Source organism: Hydrogenophaga aquatica (assembly GCF_054780915.1).
The window spans coordinates 146,631-162,802 of record NZ_BAAGVK010000011.1 but is presented as its reverse complement, the minus strand read 5'-3'; the positions used below and the strand labels follow the sequence as shown (position 1 = coordinate 162,802).

The 16,172-nt window shown below is 65.8% G+C and carries 16 protein-coding genes; all 16 read right to left on the bottom strand.

The window, feature by feature from the left end:
- Window positions 1-153: 153 nt before the first annotated feature.
- A complete protein-coding gene (locus ACYVHH_RS08205) occupies window positions 154-2,001 on the bottom strand; it encodes a sodium:solute symporter family protein (protein WP_460564644.1) in 1,848 nt (615 codons plus the stop codon).
- 18 nt (window positions 2,002-2,019) lie between these two features.
- Window positions 2,020-2,280, bottom strand: a complete 261-nt coding sequence (locus ACYVHH_RS08200; protein ID WP_460564643.1) for a DUF4212 domain-containing protein — start codon at window positions 2,278-2,280, stop codon at window positions 2,020-2,022.
- A 158-nt stretch (window positions 2,281-2,438) separates the two neighbouring features.
- Window positions 2,439-3,509: a nicotinate-nucleotide--dimethylbenzimidazole phosphoribosyltransferase gene (cobT, locus tag ACYVHH_RS08195; protein ID WP_460564642.1), complete on the bottom strand. Its 1,071-nt coding sequence runs from the start codon at window positions 3,507-3,509 to the stop codon at window positions 2,439-2,441.
- A 35-nt stretch (window positions 3,510-3,544) separates the two neighbouring features.
- Entirely contained in the window at window positions 3,545-5,032 is a 1,488-nt protein-coding gene (locus tag ACYVHH_RS08190) for a cobyric acid synthase (RefSeq protein ID WP_460564641.1), read from the bottom strand.
- Complete coding sequence (locus ACYVHH_RS08185; RefSeq protein WP_460564640.1) at window positions 5,029-6,018, bottom strand: aminotransferase class I/II-fold pyridoxal phosphate-dependent enzyme; 990 nt, start codon at window positions 6,016-6,018, stop codon at window positions 5,029-5,031. Before ACYVHH_RS08185 ends, ACYVHH_RS08190 begins: the two co-directional genes overlap by 4 nt.
- Window positions 6,015-7,013: an adenosylcobinamide-phosphate synthase CbiB gene (cbiB, locus tag ACYVHH_RS08180; protein WP_460565265.1), complete on the bottom strand. Its 999-nt coding sequence runs from the start codon at window positions 7,011-7,013 to the stop codon at window positions 6,015-6,017. Before cbiB ends, ACYVHH_RS08185 begins: the two co-directional genes overlap by 4 nt.
- Entirely contained in the window at window positions 7,013-7,711 is a 699-nt protein-coding gene (bluB, locus tag ACYVHH_RS08175) for a 5,6-dimethylbenzimidazole synthase (RefSeq protein ID WP_460565264.1), read from the bottom strand. Before bluB ends, cbiB begins: the two co-directional genes overlap by 1 nt.
- Window positions 7,712-7,737: 26 nt before the next feature.
- Complete coding sequence (locus ACYVHH_RS08170) at window positions 7,738-8,148, bottom strand: DUF1636 domain-containing protein (RefSeq protein WP_460564639.1); 411 nt, start codon at window positions 8,146-8,148, stop codon at window positions 7,738-7,740.
- Window positions 8,149-8,175: 27 nt separating this feature from the next.
- Window positions 8,176-8,769, bottom strand: a complete 594-nt coding sequence (gene cobO, locus ACYVHH_RS08165; RefSeq protein WP_460565263.1) for a cob(I)yrinic acid a,c-diamide adenosyltransferase — start codon at window positions 8,767-8,769, stop codon at window positions 8,176-8,178.
- Complete coding sequence (locus ACYVHH_RS08160) at window positions 8,766-9,539, bottom strand: ABC transporter ATP-binding protein (RefSeq protein WP_460564638.1); 774 nt, start codon at window positions 9,537-9,539, stop codon at window positions 8,766-8,768. The genes cobO and ACYVHH_RS08160 overlap by 4 nt, the downstream gene beginning before the upstream one ends.
- Entirely contained in the window at window positions 9,536-10,534 is a 999-nt protein-coding gene (locus ACYVHH_RS08155) for a FecCD family ABC transporter permease (protein WP_460564637.1), read from the bottom strand. Before ACYVHH_RS08155 ends, ACYVHH_RS08160 begins: the two co-directional genes overlap by 4 nt.
- Window positions 10,535-10,548: 14 nt before the next feature.
- Window positions 10,549-11,496: an ABC transporter substrate-binding protein gene (locus tag ACYVHH_RS08150; RefSeq protein ID WP_460564636.1), complete on the bottom strand. Its 948-nt coding sequence runs from the start codon at window positions 11,494-11,496 to the stop codon at window positions 10,549-10,551.
- Window positions 11,493-12,059 (bottom strand): bifunctional adenosylcobinamide kinase/adenosylcobinamide-phosphate guanylyltransferase, encoded by a 567-nt coding sequence (locus tag ACYVHH_RS08145; RefSeq protein WP_460564634.1) that lies wholly within the window; start codon window positions 12,057-12,059, stop codon window positions 11,493-11,495. Before ACYVHH_RS08145 ends, ACYVHH_RS08150 begins: the two co-directional genes overlap by 4 nt.
- Window positions 12,060-12,063: 4 nt before the next feature.
- Complete coding sequence (locus ACYVHH_RS08140) at window positions 12,064-12,882, bottom strand: ABC transporter substrate-binding protein (protein ID WP_460564633.1); 819 nt, start codon at window positions 12,880-12,882, stop codon at window positions 12,064-12,066.
- Window positions 12,879-14,258 (bottom strand): cobyrinate a,c-diamide synthase, encoded by a 1,380-nt coding sequence (locus ACYVHH_RS08135; RefSeq protein ID WP_460564632.1) that lies wholly within the window; start codon window positions 14,256-14,258, stop codon window positions 12,879-12,881. Before ACYVHH_RS08135 ends, ACYVHH_RS08140 begins: the two co-directional genes overlap by 4 nt.
- Window positions 14,259-14,276: 18 nt before the next feature.
- Window positions 14,277-16,115, bottom strand: coding sequence for a TonB-dependent receptor domain-containing protein (locus ACYVHH_RS08130; RefSeq protein WP_460564630.1), 1,839 nt, complete (start codon window positions 16,113-16,115; stop codon window positions 14,277-14,279).
- Between the last annotated feature and the right edge of the window lie 57 nt (window positions 16,116-16,172).

Below are 16,172 nucleotides of genomic sequence, written 5' to 3'. Positions count from 1 at the left end.
CTTGAATATCCCACTTCCGTAACTCACTCTGGCATTCTCTGCCAAAGTCAAGAGATTGTCCAAAGGGCGGTGGCGACCGCCCCTGTCCCCAGAAAAAGAAAAACCCCGCCGGCCCATGACCGGCGGGGTTTCAGGAGCTCAGTTCACACGGACTCAGTGACCGGTGGCTGCGCCTGCGCCCTTGGGCACACGCACGGACTCCACCAGTTCCTGAATGTTGTGCGGCACCGGTGCGGACACCTTGCTCACCAGGAAGGCCACCACGAAGTTGACGATGGCGCCCACGGTACCGAAGGCTTCCGGCGTGATAGTGAAGAAGCTGTTCGCGCCACCGATCAGGTCGGTGTACTCGGTGCCCTTCACAAAGAACAGGCCCTTGTGTGCGAACACGTAGAACAGGGTCACGAACAGACCGGCCAGCATGCCTGCGATTGCGCCCTTGTCAGTGATGGTCTTGCTGAAGATACCCATCATGATGGCGGGGAAGATCGTAGAGGCGGCAATACCGAAGGCCAGAGCCACCGTACCGGCCGCGAAGCCAGGGGGGTTCAGACCCAGGTAACCTGCCAGCACGATGGCACCTGCCATGGAGATCTTGCCTGCCAGGAGTTCACCCTTCTCGCTGATGTTGGGGTTGATGGCACCCTTGATCAGGTCGTGGGAGATGGCGGACGAGATGGCCAGCAGCAGACCGGCAGCGGTGGACAGAGCGGCAGCCAGACCACCCGCAGCGACCAGGGCGATCACCCAGTTCGGCAGCAATGCGATCTCGGGGTTCGCCAGCACGATGATGTCGGCGTTCACGGTCAGCTCGTTGCCTTTCCAGCCTGCGGCCTCAGCCTTGGCCTTCACGCCTTCGCTCTTGTCGTTGTAGAACTGGATGCGGCCGTCGCCGTTCTTGTCTTCGAACTTCAGCAGGCCGGTCTTCTCCCAGCGCTTCATCCAGTCAGGACGCTCGTCGTACTTCAGGCTGGCGTCAGCGGCGAACAGGTCGCCATTCGCCTTGACGACGTCGGCCTTCACCACCATCTGGCCAGCGGCATTGGTGCCCAAGCCCACAGCGGTGTTGGTGGTGCCGAACAGGTTCAGGCGAGCCATGGCGCCCACGGCCGGAGCAGTGGTGTACAGCAGCGCGATGAAGACCAGGGCCCAGCCAGCGGACGAACGGGCATCAGCCACCTTGGGAACGGTGAAGAAGCGAACGATCACGTGCGGCAGACCGGCGGTACCGATCATCAGCGACACGGTGTAGAAGAACATGTTCAGCGTGGAGCCAGCCGAAGTGGTGGTGTACTTGCCAAAGCCGAGGTCGGTCACGACCTGGTCGAGCTTGGCCAGCAGGGACACGTCGGTGCCCGCCAGGGTGGAACCCAGGCCCAGCTGCGGCAGGAAGTTGCCAGTCAGGTTCAGAGAGATGAAGAAGGCAGGCACCAGGTAGGCCAGGATCAGCACGATGTACTGTGCCACCTGGGTGTAGGTGATGCCCTTCATGCCACCGAACACGGCGTAGGCGAACACGATGGCCATGCCAAGGTAGATACCCATGTCGCTCGACACACCCAGGAAGCGCGAGAAGGTCACGCCCACACCGGTCATCTGACCGATGATGTAGGTGATGGAGGCCACCAGCAGACAGACCACGGCAGTGGTGCGCGCAGTCTGAGAGTAGTAGCGGTCGCCGATGAACTGGGGCACGGTGAACTTGCCGAACTTGCGCAGGTACGGTGCCAGCAGGCAGGCCAGCAGCACGTAGCCGCCGGTCCAGCCCATCAGGAACACGGCACCGCCGTAGCCCATGTTGGAGATCAGGCCGGCCATGGATATGAACGAGGCCGCCGACATCCAGTCAGCGGCCGTGGCCATGCCGTTGGTGATGGGGTGCACGCCGCCGCCAGCGACGTAGAAGTCGGAGGTGCTGCCCGCACGCGCCCACACGGCAATGCCGATGTACAGCGCGAACGTGGCACCCACCACGAGATAGGTCAGGGTTTGCAGATCCATTTTGTGGTGTCCTCTCGATCAGTCTTCCTGCATGCCGAACTTGCGGTCGATCTCACCCATCTTCTTGGCGTACCAGAAGATCAGTGCGATGAACACATAAATGGAACCCTGTTGCGCAAACCAGAAACCCACCGGGTAACCGCCCAGATGGATGTTGTTGAGCGCTGGCGCGAACAGGATGCCTGCGCCGTACGACACCAGGAACCAGATGACCAACACTTTGGTCAGCAGCCCCAGCGTTGCGGACCAGTAGGCCTTAGCATTGCTTTCACTTGACATGAACGTCATCTCCTCGGAGTGATGCTTTTCTTCGGCGGTTTGACCCACCACGCTTGAACACCGCAAGGGAACTCGCGATATTGCAGGGGGGACTGTCAGCGCCGTTGCTTACAGTGAACTTATGAAATGGCGCCCCGCCATTGAACCTAGGGAAAGTCCTAGTGAGTCTGGTGGCCGGGTTGCAGCTCGCCGGATTCCCGCTGGGCCACGCCCGCCGATTCGAAGCTCGCCATCTCGCGCAAGATCGCGGTGGCAGACACCAGGAGCGGCCACGCCAGGGCCGCGCCAGACCCTTCGCCCAGCCGCAACCCCAGGTCCAGCAGAGGCTGCGCCTTCAGGTGCGCGAGCATGAGTGCATGCCCGCGTTCCCCCGACTGGTGCGCAAAGACGCAACGCTGCAGCACATGCGCTTGCAGCTTGCTGGCCACCAGCACCGCTGCGGACGCGATGAACCCGTCGACCACGATGACACGCCGCTCAGCGGCGGCCTGCAGCACGGCGCCGGTCATTGACGCGATCTCGAACCCGCCCACGGCGGCCAGGGCATCCAGGGGCGCTTGGGCATCGCCATGGTGCTGCAGAACGTCGCGCAGTATCCCGACCTTGCGCTGCACGGCAGGCGCGTCCAGGCCGGTGCCTGCGCCGGTGCAGTCGACGATGTCCAGCCCCGTTAGGCGGGCCATCAGCATGGACGCTGCCGATGTATTGCCAATGCCCATTTCCCCCAGCAGCAGGACGTTGCCGGGCAGCTGCCGCACCAGTTCGCCGCCGTTGGCAAGCGCCTGGGCGCACTGGGCCGCAGTCATGGCAGGCTGCACGCTGGAGTCTGCGGTGCCATGGGCCACCTTGCGCGGGTGCAGACCCGCTCGCGGCGCAAAGTCGTGACGCACGCCACAGTCCATCACGGTCAGGCCGATGCCGTGCTGACGCGCCAGTACGCTCACCGCCGCACCGCCTGCCAGGAAGTTCTCCACCATCTGCCAGGTGACGTCGCTGGGGTAGGCGGACACCCCCTTTGCTGCAAGGCCATGGTCCCCCGCGAAAACCACCAGCTGGGGGTCGCCAAGCATGGGGGCTTCCGTGCCCAGAATCAGGCCCAGACGCAGGGCCAGGGCCTCCAGGCGGCCAAGCGAACCCAACGGCTTGGTCTTCTGGTCAATCTTGTGCTGCAACGCCTGCGCCAGTCTGGTGTCGGTGATGTCTGCAATGACGGGGGGAAGGTAGTTCATGTGGACTCCAGCAAGGGGGTTGGACAGAGACGGCATCAGCCGCCCGCTAGAAGATCGAGCACGCCCAGCTGGGTATGCTGCGCCAGGAAATCGGCAAGCTGATCGAACACGCCATCCAGCGTGGGCGTCTGGGCGCCGAACAACGCCCGCACCACCGCCTCGTCCTCGAACAGGCCGTGCATGTACAGGCCCAGCACGTTGCCAGCCTGGTTCTGCCACGCCAGACCGGGCAGGACCTCATGGGCCAGAGCGCCCTGGGCCAGCATGCCAGGGTGCAACGCGGTCTGGCCATGGTGTATCTCGTACCCGCTGACGGCCACCCCGTTCAGCGCGCTCAGGGGCCCTGCGGGCACCGACAGCCGCCCCTGGCTGGGTTTCACGGTTTTTTCTGCGGCGAACACCGTGACCAGCGGCAGCAGCCCCAGCCCGGGTGCGTTGCCCGATTCAATGGACTCTATGCCATGGGTGTCGATGAACGCCTCGCCCAGCATCTGCAGCCCGCCGCAGATGCCCAGCACCACCCCGCCCCGCTGCGCATGCGCAGCCACGGCGTGATCCAGGCCCTGCGCGCGCAACCACGCCAGATCAGCGCAGGTGTGTTTGCTGCCTGGCAGAACCACCCAGTCGGCTCCGGCAAGATCGGCCGGGCTGCGCGCCCACACCAACCGCACGCCGGGCACGTTCTTCAACGCCTGGAACTCGTCAAGGTTGCTGATGCGCGGATACGCCACCACGGCCACCGTCAGGCGCAGGGCACCTGCGGTGTGGGTACGGTCGTCGAACACGCCGTCCTCCTCTGGCAGGCCGTGGCCGTAGTACATGGGCAGGGTGGCCACGGTGGGCACGCCGGTCAGCTCCTGCAACATTTGCGGCGCGGGCGCAAGCAAGCTGGCGTCGCCCCGGAACTTGTTGAGCACGAAACCTCGTATCAGCTGGCGCTCCTCGGTAGGCAACAAGGCCCAGGTGCCATACAAGTGGGCAAAGGCACCGCCCCGGTCGATGTCGCTGACCAGCAGGCAGCGGGCCTGGGCGTGGCGGGCGACGCGCATGTTGACGATGTCACTCGCGTGAAGGTTGATCTCTGCTGGCGAACCCGCTCCCTCGATGACCACCACGTCGTGGCTGTCGCGCAGTTCGTCCAGCGCCTGCCGGATGTGTGGCCACACGTGCTCGCTGCGCCCGCTCCAGGGCATGGCGCTGAGTTCGGGGTGAACCCGGCCCATCAGCACGACCTGGCTGCGGGTGTCGGCCTCCGGCTTGAGCAGCAGCGGGTTCATGCGGACATCGGGCACGGCCCGTGCGGCCAAAGCCTGAAAGTACTGCGCGGAGCCGATCTCGCCCCACTCGAAAGCGTCGCCCTGGCGCTGACCGGCAACGACACGGGCGTTGTTGCTCATGTTCTGCGCCTTGAAGGGGGCCACCTTGAGCCCTTGGCGCGCATAGTGGCGGCAAAGCGCCGTGGTGAGCCAGCTCTTGCCAGCGCCACTGGTGGTGCCCAGCACCATGATGCATTTGGCGGTCATGTTCGGTGTTGTGCGGTGGATGTTGGAGCGGCGGCACCTTGCAAGGCCGCCACCAGCGCTTGCTGCGCCACGGGCGGCTGCACGCTCAGGCGCCAGTAGCCGGGCAGGCCGAAGGAAGTGGCATCGCGCAGCTTGATGCCCTGGCTGCGCAAGGCGTCCGCGTCTATTGACGTCGGCGGCCGTGCGCAGAAGAAATTGGCTTGGCTGGGCAAGCAGGACCAGCCCAGGGCCTCCAGGGTGTCCCGCTGACTCGTGCGCCACCGCCGCAGCACATCGCGTGTAGCGGCGAGCCAACGCTGAGTGGCCGGTTGCGTCCAGGCACGGAGCATCGCCACGGCATGGGCGCCCAGTGGCCAGGACGGCCCCAGGGCCTCCAGCTGCCGGGCGCCGGCCTCCGCCCCCACGGGGGCGATCAGGTAAGCGCCGCGCACGCCCGTCAGCCCCAAGGCCTTGTTGGGGGTCCACAGCTGCCACACCTGCTGCAGCTCACTCTCGTTCAAGGATGGCTGACCGTCCAACCGCAGCGGCTCATAGGCCCGGTCCAGCACGGTCACACCTGACTGCCCAACGGTAGCATGCGGCTGCCAGGCCTGGCCCAGGGGGCTGCTCGGCTCACAACCCCAGCGCAGGTCTGCCGCATCACCAGTCTGCAAGGCCATGCCCCAGGCCTGGGCAAGCTGAGCGTAGTCGCCAAACGCATGCTCCGGCACGCTGACCCGCCGCCCCCCCCGCCTGGCCACCCAGGCCGTGACCCGCGCGATGGCCTCGCTCCCGCTGGCGGCAAGAACAATGCGCTGCGAAGCAACTCCATGGAATTCCGCCAGGGCTGCGCGAAGGCTGCCATATGCAGGGTCCGGGTAATGCGTGGGCTCTACAGCGCGCACGGCTTCCAGCGCCATGGTGCACGGCCCACAGGCATTGGCGTTCGTGGAAAAGTCCCAGGCGGGAATGCCCAGTGTGTCGGGGCCACCGTGCACACGGCTCATGACAATGCTCCCATCCAAATCGACAGGGCGGCAAGCACGCACAGCGCCACGCCCCATCCCACAGCGCGGCCAGCCATACCGAGCGCGCGCTCCATGTCCCTGGTGCCAGGCTCAGCGCCCATGGCATTGAGCACATAGACGCCGGGCTTGCCCAAGCGAACGCCCAATGCCATGGCCATGGTGGCCATGGGCCAGCCGCCGTTGGGTGAAGGTGTGAACGCGGCCTCATTCGGCAGGCGAGACCACCGGACGCTCTCGCCCCCTGGCCCATGGCTCGCCGCCCACAGCAGGCCTGCCGTCAGGCGCGCGGGCAGCCAGGAAAGCACGTCGTCGGTCCGCGCCGCCCACTTGCCTGCCCAGGTCCAGACGCGCCCTTGCCGCTCACCACGGTAACCCCACATGGCGTCGGCCGTGTTGGCCATGCGGTACAGCGCCGCGCCCGGCAAACCGGCCACGAGAAACCAGAAAACGGGCGCCACCACCGAGTCGTTCAGGTTTTCGGCCAGCGTTTCGATCGCCGTCTCGCGCACTTCGCTTTCGGTGAGCTGGCTCACGTCGCGGCTGCACAGCCACGACAGGCGCTCCCGGCCAGCCTGGAGGGACTGTTCCAGCGCAGCCTCCACCGCCGCCACTTCTGATCGCAGCATGCGCCAGGCCAGCAGCGGCTTGAGGCACAGGCCCAGCAACAAGGCCTGCGCCCAGACGGGCCACTGCAGCAGCCAGAACTGCAAGCCCAGTGCCACGGCGCACACGGCCGCCGCAAGGCACAGCCACGCCAGCGCCCCGCGCACGAAAGGCCCAGCCGCCGCTTCGGTGCCGCCGTCGCCTCTGGCTGCAGGCGCCGCCCAGCGGCCCAGGTGCTCCAGCGCTTTGCCCATCCACACCACGGGGTGCCAGCGCACGGGCGGCTCGCCCCACCAGCGGTCCACAGCCAGCGCCACGGGAACGGCAGCGGCCAGCGCCAAGGCATCTGGCAAAAACGGGCCGCCGACCATCACTTCGTTACCTCCTTCTGCGCGCCGCAGGCGAACAGTTGGCTCACCTCGCCCCAGACATCGTCGAACACGAGTGCCTCCAAGGGCGCACGGCAGGCCCAGCGCTCCTGCTCCAGCATGGGCTGCGCATAGTAGCCCTGCACCGGCCCCAGGCAGAGAATGGCGATGGGTTCCGCCCCCTCGGGCAGGCCCAGCAAGGTGGCCAGATCCGCCGGTTCGAACAAAGACACCCACCCCATGCCCAGTCCTTCGGCACGGGCCGCCAGCCACAGGTTCTGGATGGCGCAGGCTGCGGACGCCAGGTCCATCGCAGGCATGGTCCTTCGGCCAAAAACGTGCTTGTCCCGCCCGTCGGCCAGCGACACCACCAGCACCTCGGCGGCGTCCAGCACGCCTTGCACCTTCAAGCGCATGAACTCGTCCTGCCGCGCCCCCAAGGCCTGGGCGGTGCGCTTGCGCTCGTCCTCCACCAGCCCATGCAGGCGCTCGCGCATGTCGCGCTGCGTGACCCTGATGAACCGCCACGGCTGCATGAAGCCGACACTGGGCGCGAAGTGGGCCGCCTGCAACAGACGGCGCAGCACGTCCGGTGCCACCACGCCCCCGCAGAAATGCCGCATGTCGCGCCGCTCGCGGATGGCGCGGTAGACGGCGTCGGCGTCTTGCGCGGAAAACGGTTGTGCCGGTCCCCACTGCAGGGCGTTGGATGTCTGCTGCTGGGCGCTCACGGCAGGGAGGGCGCCAGCGTTGGCGGCAGCTTGGCGAGAATGCCGTTGCGCAGGCCCTCAGGCCGCTCGCCCCGCGCAAGCGTACCGTCCGGGGCGTCAGCGTGCAGGCGGGCGCAGGCCAGCACCTGCTCGGCAAGTCCGGCAACTGGCGTCAGATCGCCAAACAGGTAGCTGTGCTTGCCAGGCGCCTGGAAGGCCACGGTACAAGCTCGCGAGCAACCGCTCATGCATGCCATCCCGCGAACCCGCACCCGGCTCCACTGGCCTGACGCATCCGCGCTTTGTGCCGCCTGAACCGCGTCGAACAACAAGGCACCAGCCGCTGGTTCGTCTCGTGAAGCCCCAGGAGGCCTGCAGGTGGTGCAGACGATCAACTCTGTGACAGGAAAAGAAGACGTTTGTGTCATGGGAGTCCGGCTTGTTGGCCGCGTGAGTCAGTCCTCGATGCCGCGCTGCGCGGGCACACCAGCCTGGAAGTGGTGCTTGACCAGCGTCATCTCGGTCACCGTATCGGCCAGCTCGACAAGTTCGGCAGGTGCGTTGCGTCCGGTCAGCACCACATTGACGTGCGACGGCCGCTCCCGCAGACAGGCCAGCACTGGCTCCAGGGGAATCCAGCCGTAACGCAGCGGGTAGGTGATCTCGTCCAGCACCACCATGAAGTGCTCGCCCGCACGGATCGTGGCCTCGGCCCTGCCCCAGCCCTCCTGCGCCAGCTGTGCGGAATGATCCAGGTCACGGCTCTTCCAGCTGAACCCGTCACCCAGTCCTTCGATGGGAATGCCCAACTGGTCGAAAACGCGGTGCTCGCCAAACCTGGCCGTGGGCACCTTCATGAACTGATAGACCTTCACGGCTTTGCCACGGCCATGGGCCCGAACAGCCAGCCCAAAGGCCGCCGTGCTCTTGCCCTTGCCGTTGCCGGTGTGAACGATGACCAGGCCCCGGCGCTCACCCTCAGGTTTTTCGTAGCGTTTGTCGGTAGGCGGTGTTTCGATTTCCATCTTATGTTCCTGTGTTTTGTTCAGCGCGGTAGAGCAACCCACTGGCCCTGCAGCGGCAGGATGCTGATGCGATGATCAAAAACCGCTTCCAGCGCCCGGTGGGTTTGCGGGTCGTCGCAACGCCCATGGCAACACATCCGCCCCTGGGCCATCACGACCATGTCGTCGGCGTGCAAGGCGAACGATATTTCGTGCAGCACGCTCACCACAGTCTTGCCCTCGTCCACCAAGCCCCTAACCAGTTTCAGCCAGTCAGCCTGGTGCGGTGGGTCAAGGTTGGCCAGCGGTTCGTCCATCAGCAGCACCTGGGCCTCCACCGCCAGGGCCCGGGCCAGCAACACACGCTGGCGTTCGCCGCCAGAAAGCGCCGCCAGAGGGCGGTCACGCCACTCCCACGCCTGGGTGGCGCGCAGCGACCGCTCCGCGGCGGCCAGATCGGCCGCGCTGGGTGGGGCCAGCCACCCCTGGTGCGGCAGGCGGCCCAGCATCACCACGTCGTGCACGGTCAGGTCGTCGCTGGCCGATTCGTTCTGGCCCAGCCAGGAAAGCTGCCGCGCGCGCTCACGGTGAGGCACTTCCTGCAACGGCCGGCCCAGCAGATGCACCTGCCCGTGCGCCACACCGTGCGGCAACAGACCGGCCAGAACTTTGAGCAACGTGGACTTGCCTGCACCGTTGGGTCCCACCAGCGCGGTCCAGCGCCCTTGTTCAATCGCCAGATCAATGCCGTGCAGCACCTCTGAGCGGCCCAGCTTGGCACGCACACCTTTGGCTTCAATCGCAAGGCCGCTCATCGCCAGCCTCCCCGCCCTTGCCCGCGGTACATCAACCACAGCAGGTAGCCGCCACCCAGCACCGCCGTCAGCACACCCACAGGCAATTCCTGGGGGGCCAGCACGGCGCGCGCCAGCACGTCGGCCCCCAGCAGCAAGGCGCCACCCGCCAACGCGGACAGCAGCACCAGCCGGTTGTGGGTCGTCTTCACTACCGAGCGCACCAGGTGCGGCGCCGCCAGGCCAACGAAGGCGATCAAACCCGTCTGGGCCACTGCGGTACCCGTGGCCAGCGCCAGCACCGCCACCAGCGCGGCACGCATGGGCGCCAGCGGCAAACCCAGGCTCTGCGCCGTGGCCTCGCCCAGGCTCAGGCCATCCAGCACACGGCTCAAGCCCACCGCCGCGACCACACAAAGCAGCAGCAGCACGGCCATCACACCCGCCGCGCTCCATCCTACAAAACCGGTGGAGCCCAACATGAAGGCCTGCATGGCCTGCAACACGTCCGGGTGGGTGAGCATGACGAGCGACGTCATTGCCCCCAGCACCACGCCCACGATGACGCCTGCCAGCAACAGGCGCAGGCTGTGCTGCACGCCTTGCGCCAGCACCAGCGTGAGCAGCACCGCCGCCACGGCACCGGCAAACGCCGCCCCGGTCAAACCCAGCCGCAACACCCAGGCGGTGGCGAAGGGGCTGCCACCAAAAAGCGCCAGTGCCAGCGCCACGGCCAAAGACGCGCCCGAGGCGCTGCCCAGCAGGTAAGGATCTGCCAGCGGGTTGCGGAACAAGCCTTGCGCCACCGCTCCAGCCAGACCAAGGAGCGCGCCAGCCAGCCAGGCGCCCAGCGAGCGCGGCAAACGGATGTCCCAGACGATCTGCGCGGCCACCGGGTCTTGCCACATGGCCCGCAGGCTGTCCAGGCCCGTGCTGCCCACACTGGTCCCCAGAACCATGAGCATGGCTGCTGCAGACACCAGAACGGCGCTCAGCCACCACGCTCGGCGAGCCATCGGCGACACCCCGTTCACGGCTGGCCCTTGCCCTGCGGTGCGGGCCGCCGCACATCGCCCGTGGCGCCTGGCGCCTTGTCCGCCAGGCAGGCGGCCATGATGCGGGCCGCCTCTGCCATGCGCGGGCCCGGCCGCACCAGCAAGTCGGCCTCTGCCGAGGGGAACACACACAGGCGCTTTTCGCGCACCGCGCGAATGCCCGCCCAGCCCGGCCGGTCGGTCATACCCGCGAAGTTACGGTCACCCACCATGATCACGTCTGGGTTGGCACGCACCACGAACTCGGGGTTGAGCTTGGGAAACGGCCCCAGCGCCGCCCCAACGATATTGCGCGCGCCCAGCCGTTGCAGCGTCTCGCCAATGAAGGACGATTCGCCCGCCGCGTAAGGCGCGCGATTGACTTCGAAATACACACGCGTGCCCCGCGCCGCCGCAGGCAGCGATTGCGCCGCCGCCGACACGGCCGCATCGATGTGCCTCCATACGCGCTCGCTGTCGCTCACGGGCAGGCCCAACACCTGCGCCACTTTGCCCAACACCCGGCGCACATCGGCATGGGTCTTGGGCTCCAGTGCCACCACCTTCAGGCCCAACGCCTGCAGGCGGTCGCTGGCACGCGTGGCGGTGCTCACCAGAACGACATCGGGCCGCAGCGCGACGATGGCTTCAATGTTCGGATCCAGTCCGCCTCCCAGCTGTGGCAGCCGCGTCACGGCCTGCGGCCAGTTGGAATAGCGGTCCACACCCACCAGGCGATGGCATTGACCCAGCTCGCACACGGTCTCCGTCAACGACGGCAGCAGAGACACGATGCGCTGCGGCGCCTGCTCCCAACGCACCATCTGGCCACGGTCATCGGTCACTTCCAACGGCGCCGCGTGCAACGCACTGCCCGCCCAGCACGTGCCAAGCAACACAAGGGTCAGCGCGCGGTGCCACGCCCTGGTCAAAACGCTGGTCATGTGTTTCCTTTCAGCACCATGGGCAGCCCCGCCGCCATGAGGATGGCGCGCTCGCACACCCCGGCCACGCGCTGGTTCAGCCGCCCCAGCGCATCCACAAAGGCGCGCACGTCGCGACCCATGGGAATCACGCCCAGCCCGATCTCGTTGCTGACCAGCACCACCGGTCCAGGCAGGCTTTCCAGCGTTTCCACCAAGCTCGCCAACTGGGCATCAAGCTCATCGGCAGACCAAGGCTCACCAGCCATCGGCATCAGGCCTGCCGTCAACCACAAGGTCAGGCAGTCCACCACCAACAGCGTGTCCGGGCGGCTCTCGCGCACCAAGGCCTCTACCAGGCCAGCCCCCACCTCCAGCGTGGCCATGCCCGGCACCTTCTCTGCCCTATCACGCTGGTGGCGTGCAATGCGCTCGCGCATCTCGTCATCCCAGGGCTGGGCTGTGGCCAGCAGGCACGCACTGTGGCCGGGCTGCGCCAGCCACGCACGCGCCAAGTCTTCCGCCCGGCGCGACTTGCCGCTTTTCTGCCCGCCCAGGATCAACTCGGACCTGGCAATGCTCATGCGCTCAACCATGCGTGACCATCCATTCCGCAACGATGCGGTGCAACTGCTCCAAACCATCGGTCAACGCTGCCGGGCCAGGCTGCAGGATGTCGGCCGACTTGATCTCGAACAGCTGGCCATGCTTTACTGCGGGCACGTCCTGCCAGCCTGCACGGGCTGCCACCTTTTCGGGGCGAAACTTCTTGCCGCACCACGAGCCGATCACGATGTCCGGCGCACGCCGCACGATCTCTGCCCCATCGGCAATGATGCGCTGCTTGCCCATGGGTTGCTGAGCCAGCTCCGGGAAGATGTCATCGCCGCCGGCAATGCCCATCAACTCGGACACCCAGCGGATGGCGCTGATGTGCGGCTCGTCCCACTCCTCAAAGAACACGCGCGGCCTGCGCCGCCCCTGTGCCTGCAACCTCTTCACCGCCACCTCGATCTGTGCGATGCGTTCACGCCGTTGCGCGACCCACTGCTGCGCCTGCGCCTCACAGCCCACCATGGCGGCCACCTGGTAGAGCACGGAAAAAATCTGTGCCACGCTGCGCTGGTTGAATACCGTCACCTGCACACCTGCGCGTACCAGTGCCGCCGCAATGTCGGCCTGCAGGTCGGAGAACCCGAACACGCAATCGGGCTGCAACGCCAGGATCTTGTCGATCTTGGCGTTGAGAAAGGCGCTGACCTTGGGTTTTTCCTCCCGCGCACGCCGGGGCCGCACGGTGTACCCGCTGATGCCGACGATACGGCGCTCCTGCCCCAGCAGGTAGAGCCACTCGGTGGTCTCTTCAGTCAGGCAGACGATGCGTTGTGGCCCAAGGTCGGTGCTCATTGGGGCTCCCCTTGTGCCGTGGGCAGGAACAGGCTGGCCGCCGCCGCTGGCGCCGACGCGAACCAGGCGTGGAAGTAGCTGGCACGCACGCTGCCAAGTTGGTAAAGCGCCTCCCCGGCGTCGGGTACGGGCTCGGCGTCAGGGCGAGCGGTGCGGGTCAGCACCTTGGCACTGGTTGCGGCCGTGGAGTAATGGAAGGTGTGACCACGCAGCGTGCCTTGCGACAGCGCCAGTTGCTGCGGCCCCAGCGCGGCCAGTCGCTTTTGCATGGTGACCCGGCCGGGTAGCAGCCCCCACATCGCATGCACCTCACCCTCGCGCGTTTCCAGTTCGTCAAACAGCGCCATCATGCCGCCACATTCGGCCCAAACGGGGCGCCCAGCCTCCACATGGGCCAACAGACTGTCACGCACAGCGTGCTGCGCGCCCAGCGCCTGCGCATTCAGTTCCGGGTAGCCCCCGGGCAGCCACAGGGCGTCGCAAGCGGGCACCGCCTCACCCGCGAGCGGTGAGAAGTGCACCACTTCGGCCCCCAGCGCCCGCAAGGTATCCAGGTTGGCGTCGTAGATGAAGCAAAAGGCACGGTCCCGCGCCACGGCCACCTTGCGGCCAGCCAGCAACTGAGGTGGGGCAGACAGCTTTGCAGGCGGCGCGAAGTTGACCGCCCAACGATGCAAGTCTTCCGGGCCCATGCGCCCCAACGGGGTGTCGCTCAATACGTCCGCGGCAGCATCCAGCCGCTGCAATGCGTCGTCTATCTCCCCGGCCATGGTCAAGCCCAAATGGCGCTCCGGCAAGGCCCAGGCCGCGTCGCGCCGCAGCGCACCCAGCCAATGCGAAGGATCGTCCAGCGAATCCTGCAACATCTGCGCATGCCGGTCGCTGCCCACCTGGTTGGCCAGCACACCCGCCCAAGGCAGCCCCGGGCGGTAATGCTGCAGGCCATGCGCCAGTGCACCGAACGTCCCTGCCATAGACGACGCATTGATGACGGCCAGCACCGGCAAACCAAAGCGCCGCGCCAGATCGGCCGCGCTCGGTTCGCCATCGAACAACCCCATCACTCCTTCGACCAGAATCAGATCGGCCTCTTGCGCCGCTGCGTGCAGGCGCTCGCGGATGTCTTCCTCACCCGTCATCCACAGGTCGATCTGGTGCACCGGCGCGCCGCTGGCCAGCGCGTGCCAGTGCGGGTCCAGAAAATCTGGCCCGCACTTGAACACGCGCACCCGCCGCCCGGCACGGGCATGCAGGCGCGCCAACGCTGCGGTCAGCGTGGTCTTGCCCTGGCCGGAGGCAGGGGCGGCGATAAGCAATGCCGGGCATTGGCTATTCGCCGCAGCCCGAGCCTCCCGAAGGGTGATGTCCGTCTTCATCACGACTATCTTCTCAGATCAGCGCGCCATTCTGGGTTGCCACCTGACGCCCACATAGAGCGCTCTGCCAGGCTGGTTATATCCCTTGGCCAACTCGTAGGGTTTGTCCGCCAGATTGTTCAACCTGAAATCCAGCCGCCAGTCGCTGGAAAGTTGCCTGGAAGCGTAAAGATCAAGTGTTGCGAAACCAGGCAGGCGAACGGTGTTGGCCGCATCGTCATAACGGTCTGACAGCAGCAGCAGACTGCTGCCCCACGTCCAAGTACCCGCCCGGTACTCCAAGGACGACGTCAGCTGTTGCTCCGCGCGGCGGTTCAGACGCCGACCGTTGACCACGTTACGGGCGTCCAGCCAGTCAAGTTGATTGCGCAGGGACCACTTGCCCAAGTCGCTGGAATGGCTGAGCGTCCACCCGCGCATCCTGGCCTGCGGAACGTTGGCAACAGCCGGCTGCAGCGTGATGAACCCACGAACGCGGTTATCGTAGTAAACCATCTTCCATTCGTGGCTCCCCAAGCTGTAAGCCATCCCCACTTCCCTGTTGCGCCCCCGCTCGGGCTGTGTGGTTGGGTTGCCCTGGAAAGTGGGGGAACTCCAGTACAACGTATTGAATGAAGGCACTTTGAAAGTCGTGCCATATGCGCCATGGACGCGCCAGTGCTGACTCAGCTGGTACCCGTAGCTGACAAGCCCCGTACCGGCCCGGCCGAATTGCGAGTTGCGGTCCTGGCGCAGATTGACCTGCCACACGTGCGATCCGGCCAAGCCATTCAAGCCGACGAACCAGGAATTGGTCGAGCGCTGATTAACCGCATAGGCCTGGGTGCTCTCCACCTCCTCCTCAAGCCTCTCAAAACCTGCCAGCCAAGTACCCAGAACTGTCCGCCACTCGCTCTGCACCCCCCACTGCGTATGGGTGGTGTCAAACGCAGACGTTTTCGTCGCAGAGCCGAAATCGGTCGACAGGTCTTTGCTGGTCGACCAGCTCAAGCGTGTGGAGACATCATCATCCCATTTCCTGGTCAGTCCAGCGCCAAGCACCTGTGTCTTGCTATCCGATCGCACATCAAAGGCCCCCGGCCCTCCGTCGTAGCGACTGGTGCCTTCGGCGTGCAACAGCCGTGCGTCTGCCCGCCAGCCCGCGGCAGGCGTCCACTGCACCGATGCGGACAGGCTGTCCTGATCGAAACCATCGCGATCCGGGTTGTAACGATTGAATGAAACACCGGGGTTGGTAGACGAAAATCCGTCCTCATGCAGATGGGTGACATCCAGCGAATAAAGTACCTCTGGCGTTCCTCCGCCAATACCCGCGCCAATCTTGCGGTAGCCTTGGCTTCCTAGTGAGAAGCCAGCCGAAGGCTGAAACCCGGTCACGCCTCGCTTGGTGAAGATCTGGACCACACCGCCCACAGCGTCGCTGCCATACAACGCCGACGCAGGCCCCTTGAGCACCTCGATGCGCTCGATCATCTCGAGGGGAATGTTGTCCCATGAAGCCGAGCCCTGGGTGGCCGAGCCAAAACGGACACCATCGATCAGCAAGAGAACATGCCGTGTTTCGGTTCCTCTGACAAACAGACCTGACTGTTTGCCCAAACCACCATTCGACGTCATCTGCAAACCCGCCTGACGGGTCAAGACCTCGGAAAGACTTCGGCCGCTCGACCTCTCGATGGTCTCAGCGTCGATCACCATCACATCGCTGAGCAGAATGTCCGCCCGCGTGTCCGTGCGCGTGGCTGTCACCACCGTCTCGACAAGGCTACCACCATCCTGTGCCCAGGCGGGCACCAGACAACCTGGAACGGCCAGGGACAGCGCGGCCACGGGCACGCGCAAATTGCACTTCTTCATGATTGAGAAACAAGCATTGCTGCCCTCACTGCCTTCCCCGACAGTGCATGAGCGACA

Coding starts and splice junctions, on each gene's coding strand:
- ACYVHH_RS08205 (WP_460564644.1), bottom strand. CDS start 2,001: ATGGATCTGCAAACCCTGACCTATCTCGTGGTGGGTGCCACGTTCGCG.
- ACYVHH_RS08200 (WP_460564643.1), bottom strand. CDS start 2,280: ATGTCAAGTGAAAGCAATGCTAAGGCCTACTGGTCCGCAACGCTGGGG.
- cobT (WP_460564642.1), bottom strand. CDS start 3,509: ATGAACTACCTTCCCCCCGTCATTGCAGACATCACCGACACCAGACTG.
- ACYVHH_RS08190 (WP_460564641.1), bottom strand. CDS start 5,032: ATGACCGCCAAATGCATCATGGTGCTGGGCACCACCAGTGGCGCTGGC.
- ACYVHH_RS08185 (WP_460564640.1), bottom strand. CDS start 6,018: ATGAGCCGTGTGCACGGTGGCCCCGACACACTGGGCATTCCCGCCTGG.
- cbiB (WP_460565265.1), bottom strand. CDS start 7,013: ATGGTCGGCGGCCCGTTTTTGCCAGATGCCTTGGCGCTGGCCGCTGCC.
- ACYVHH_RS08170 (WP_460564639.1), bottom strand. CDS start 8,148: ATGACACAAACGTCTTCTTTTCCTGTCACAGAGTTGATCGTCTGCACC.
- ACYVHH_RS08160 (WP_460564638.1), bottom strand. CDS start 9,539: ATGAGCGGCCTTGCGATTGAAGCCAAAGGTGTGCGTGCCAAGCTGGGC.
- ACYVHH_RS08155 (WP_460564637.1), bottom strand. CDS start 10,534: ATGGCTCGCCGAGCGTGGTGGCTGAGCGCCGTTCTGGTGTCTGCAGCA.
- ACYVHH_RS08150 (WP_460564636.1), bottom strand. CDS start 11,496: ATGACCAGCGTTTTGACCAGGGCGTGGCACCGCGCGCTGACCCTTGTG.
- ACYVHH_RS08145 (WP_460564634.1), bottom strand. CDS start 12,059: ATGAGCATTGCCAGGTCCGAGTTGATCCTGGGCGGGCAGAAAAGCGGC.
- ACYVHH_RS08140 (WP_460564633.1), bottom strand. CDS start 12,882: ATGAGCACCGACCTTGGGCCACAACGCATCGTCTGCCTGACTGAAGAG.
- ACYVHH_RS08135 (WP_460564632.1), bottom strand. CDS start 14,258: ATGAAGACGGACATCACCCTTCGGGAGGCTCGGGCTGCGGCGAATAGC.
- ACYVHH_RS08130 (WP_460564630.1), bottom strand. CDS start 16,115: ATGAAGAAGTGCAATTTGCGCGTGCCCGTGGCCGCGCTGTCCCTGGCC.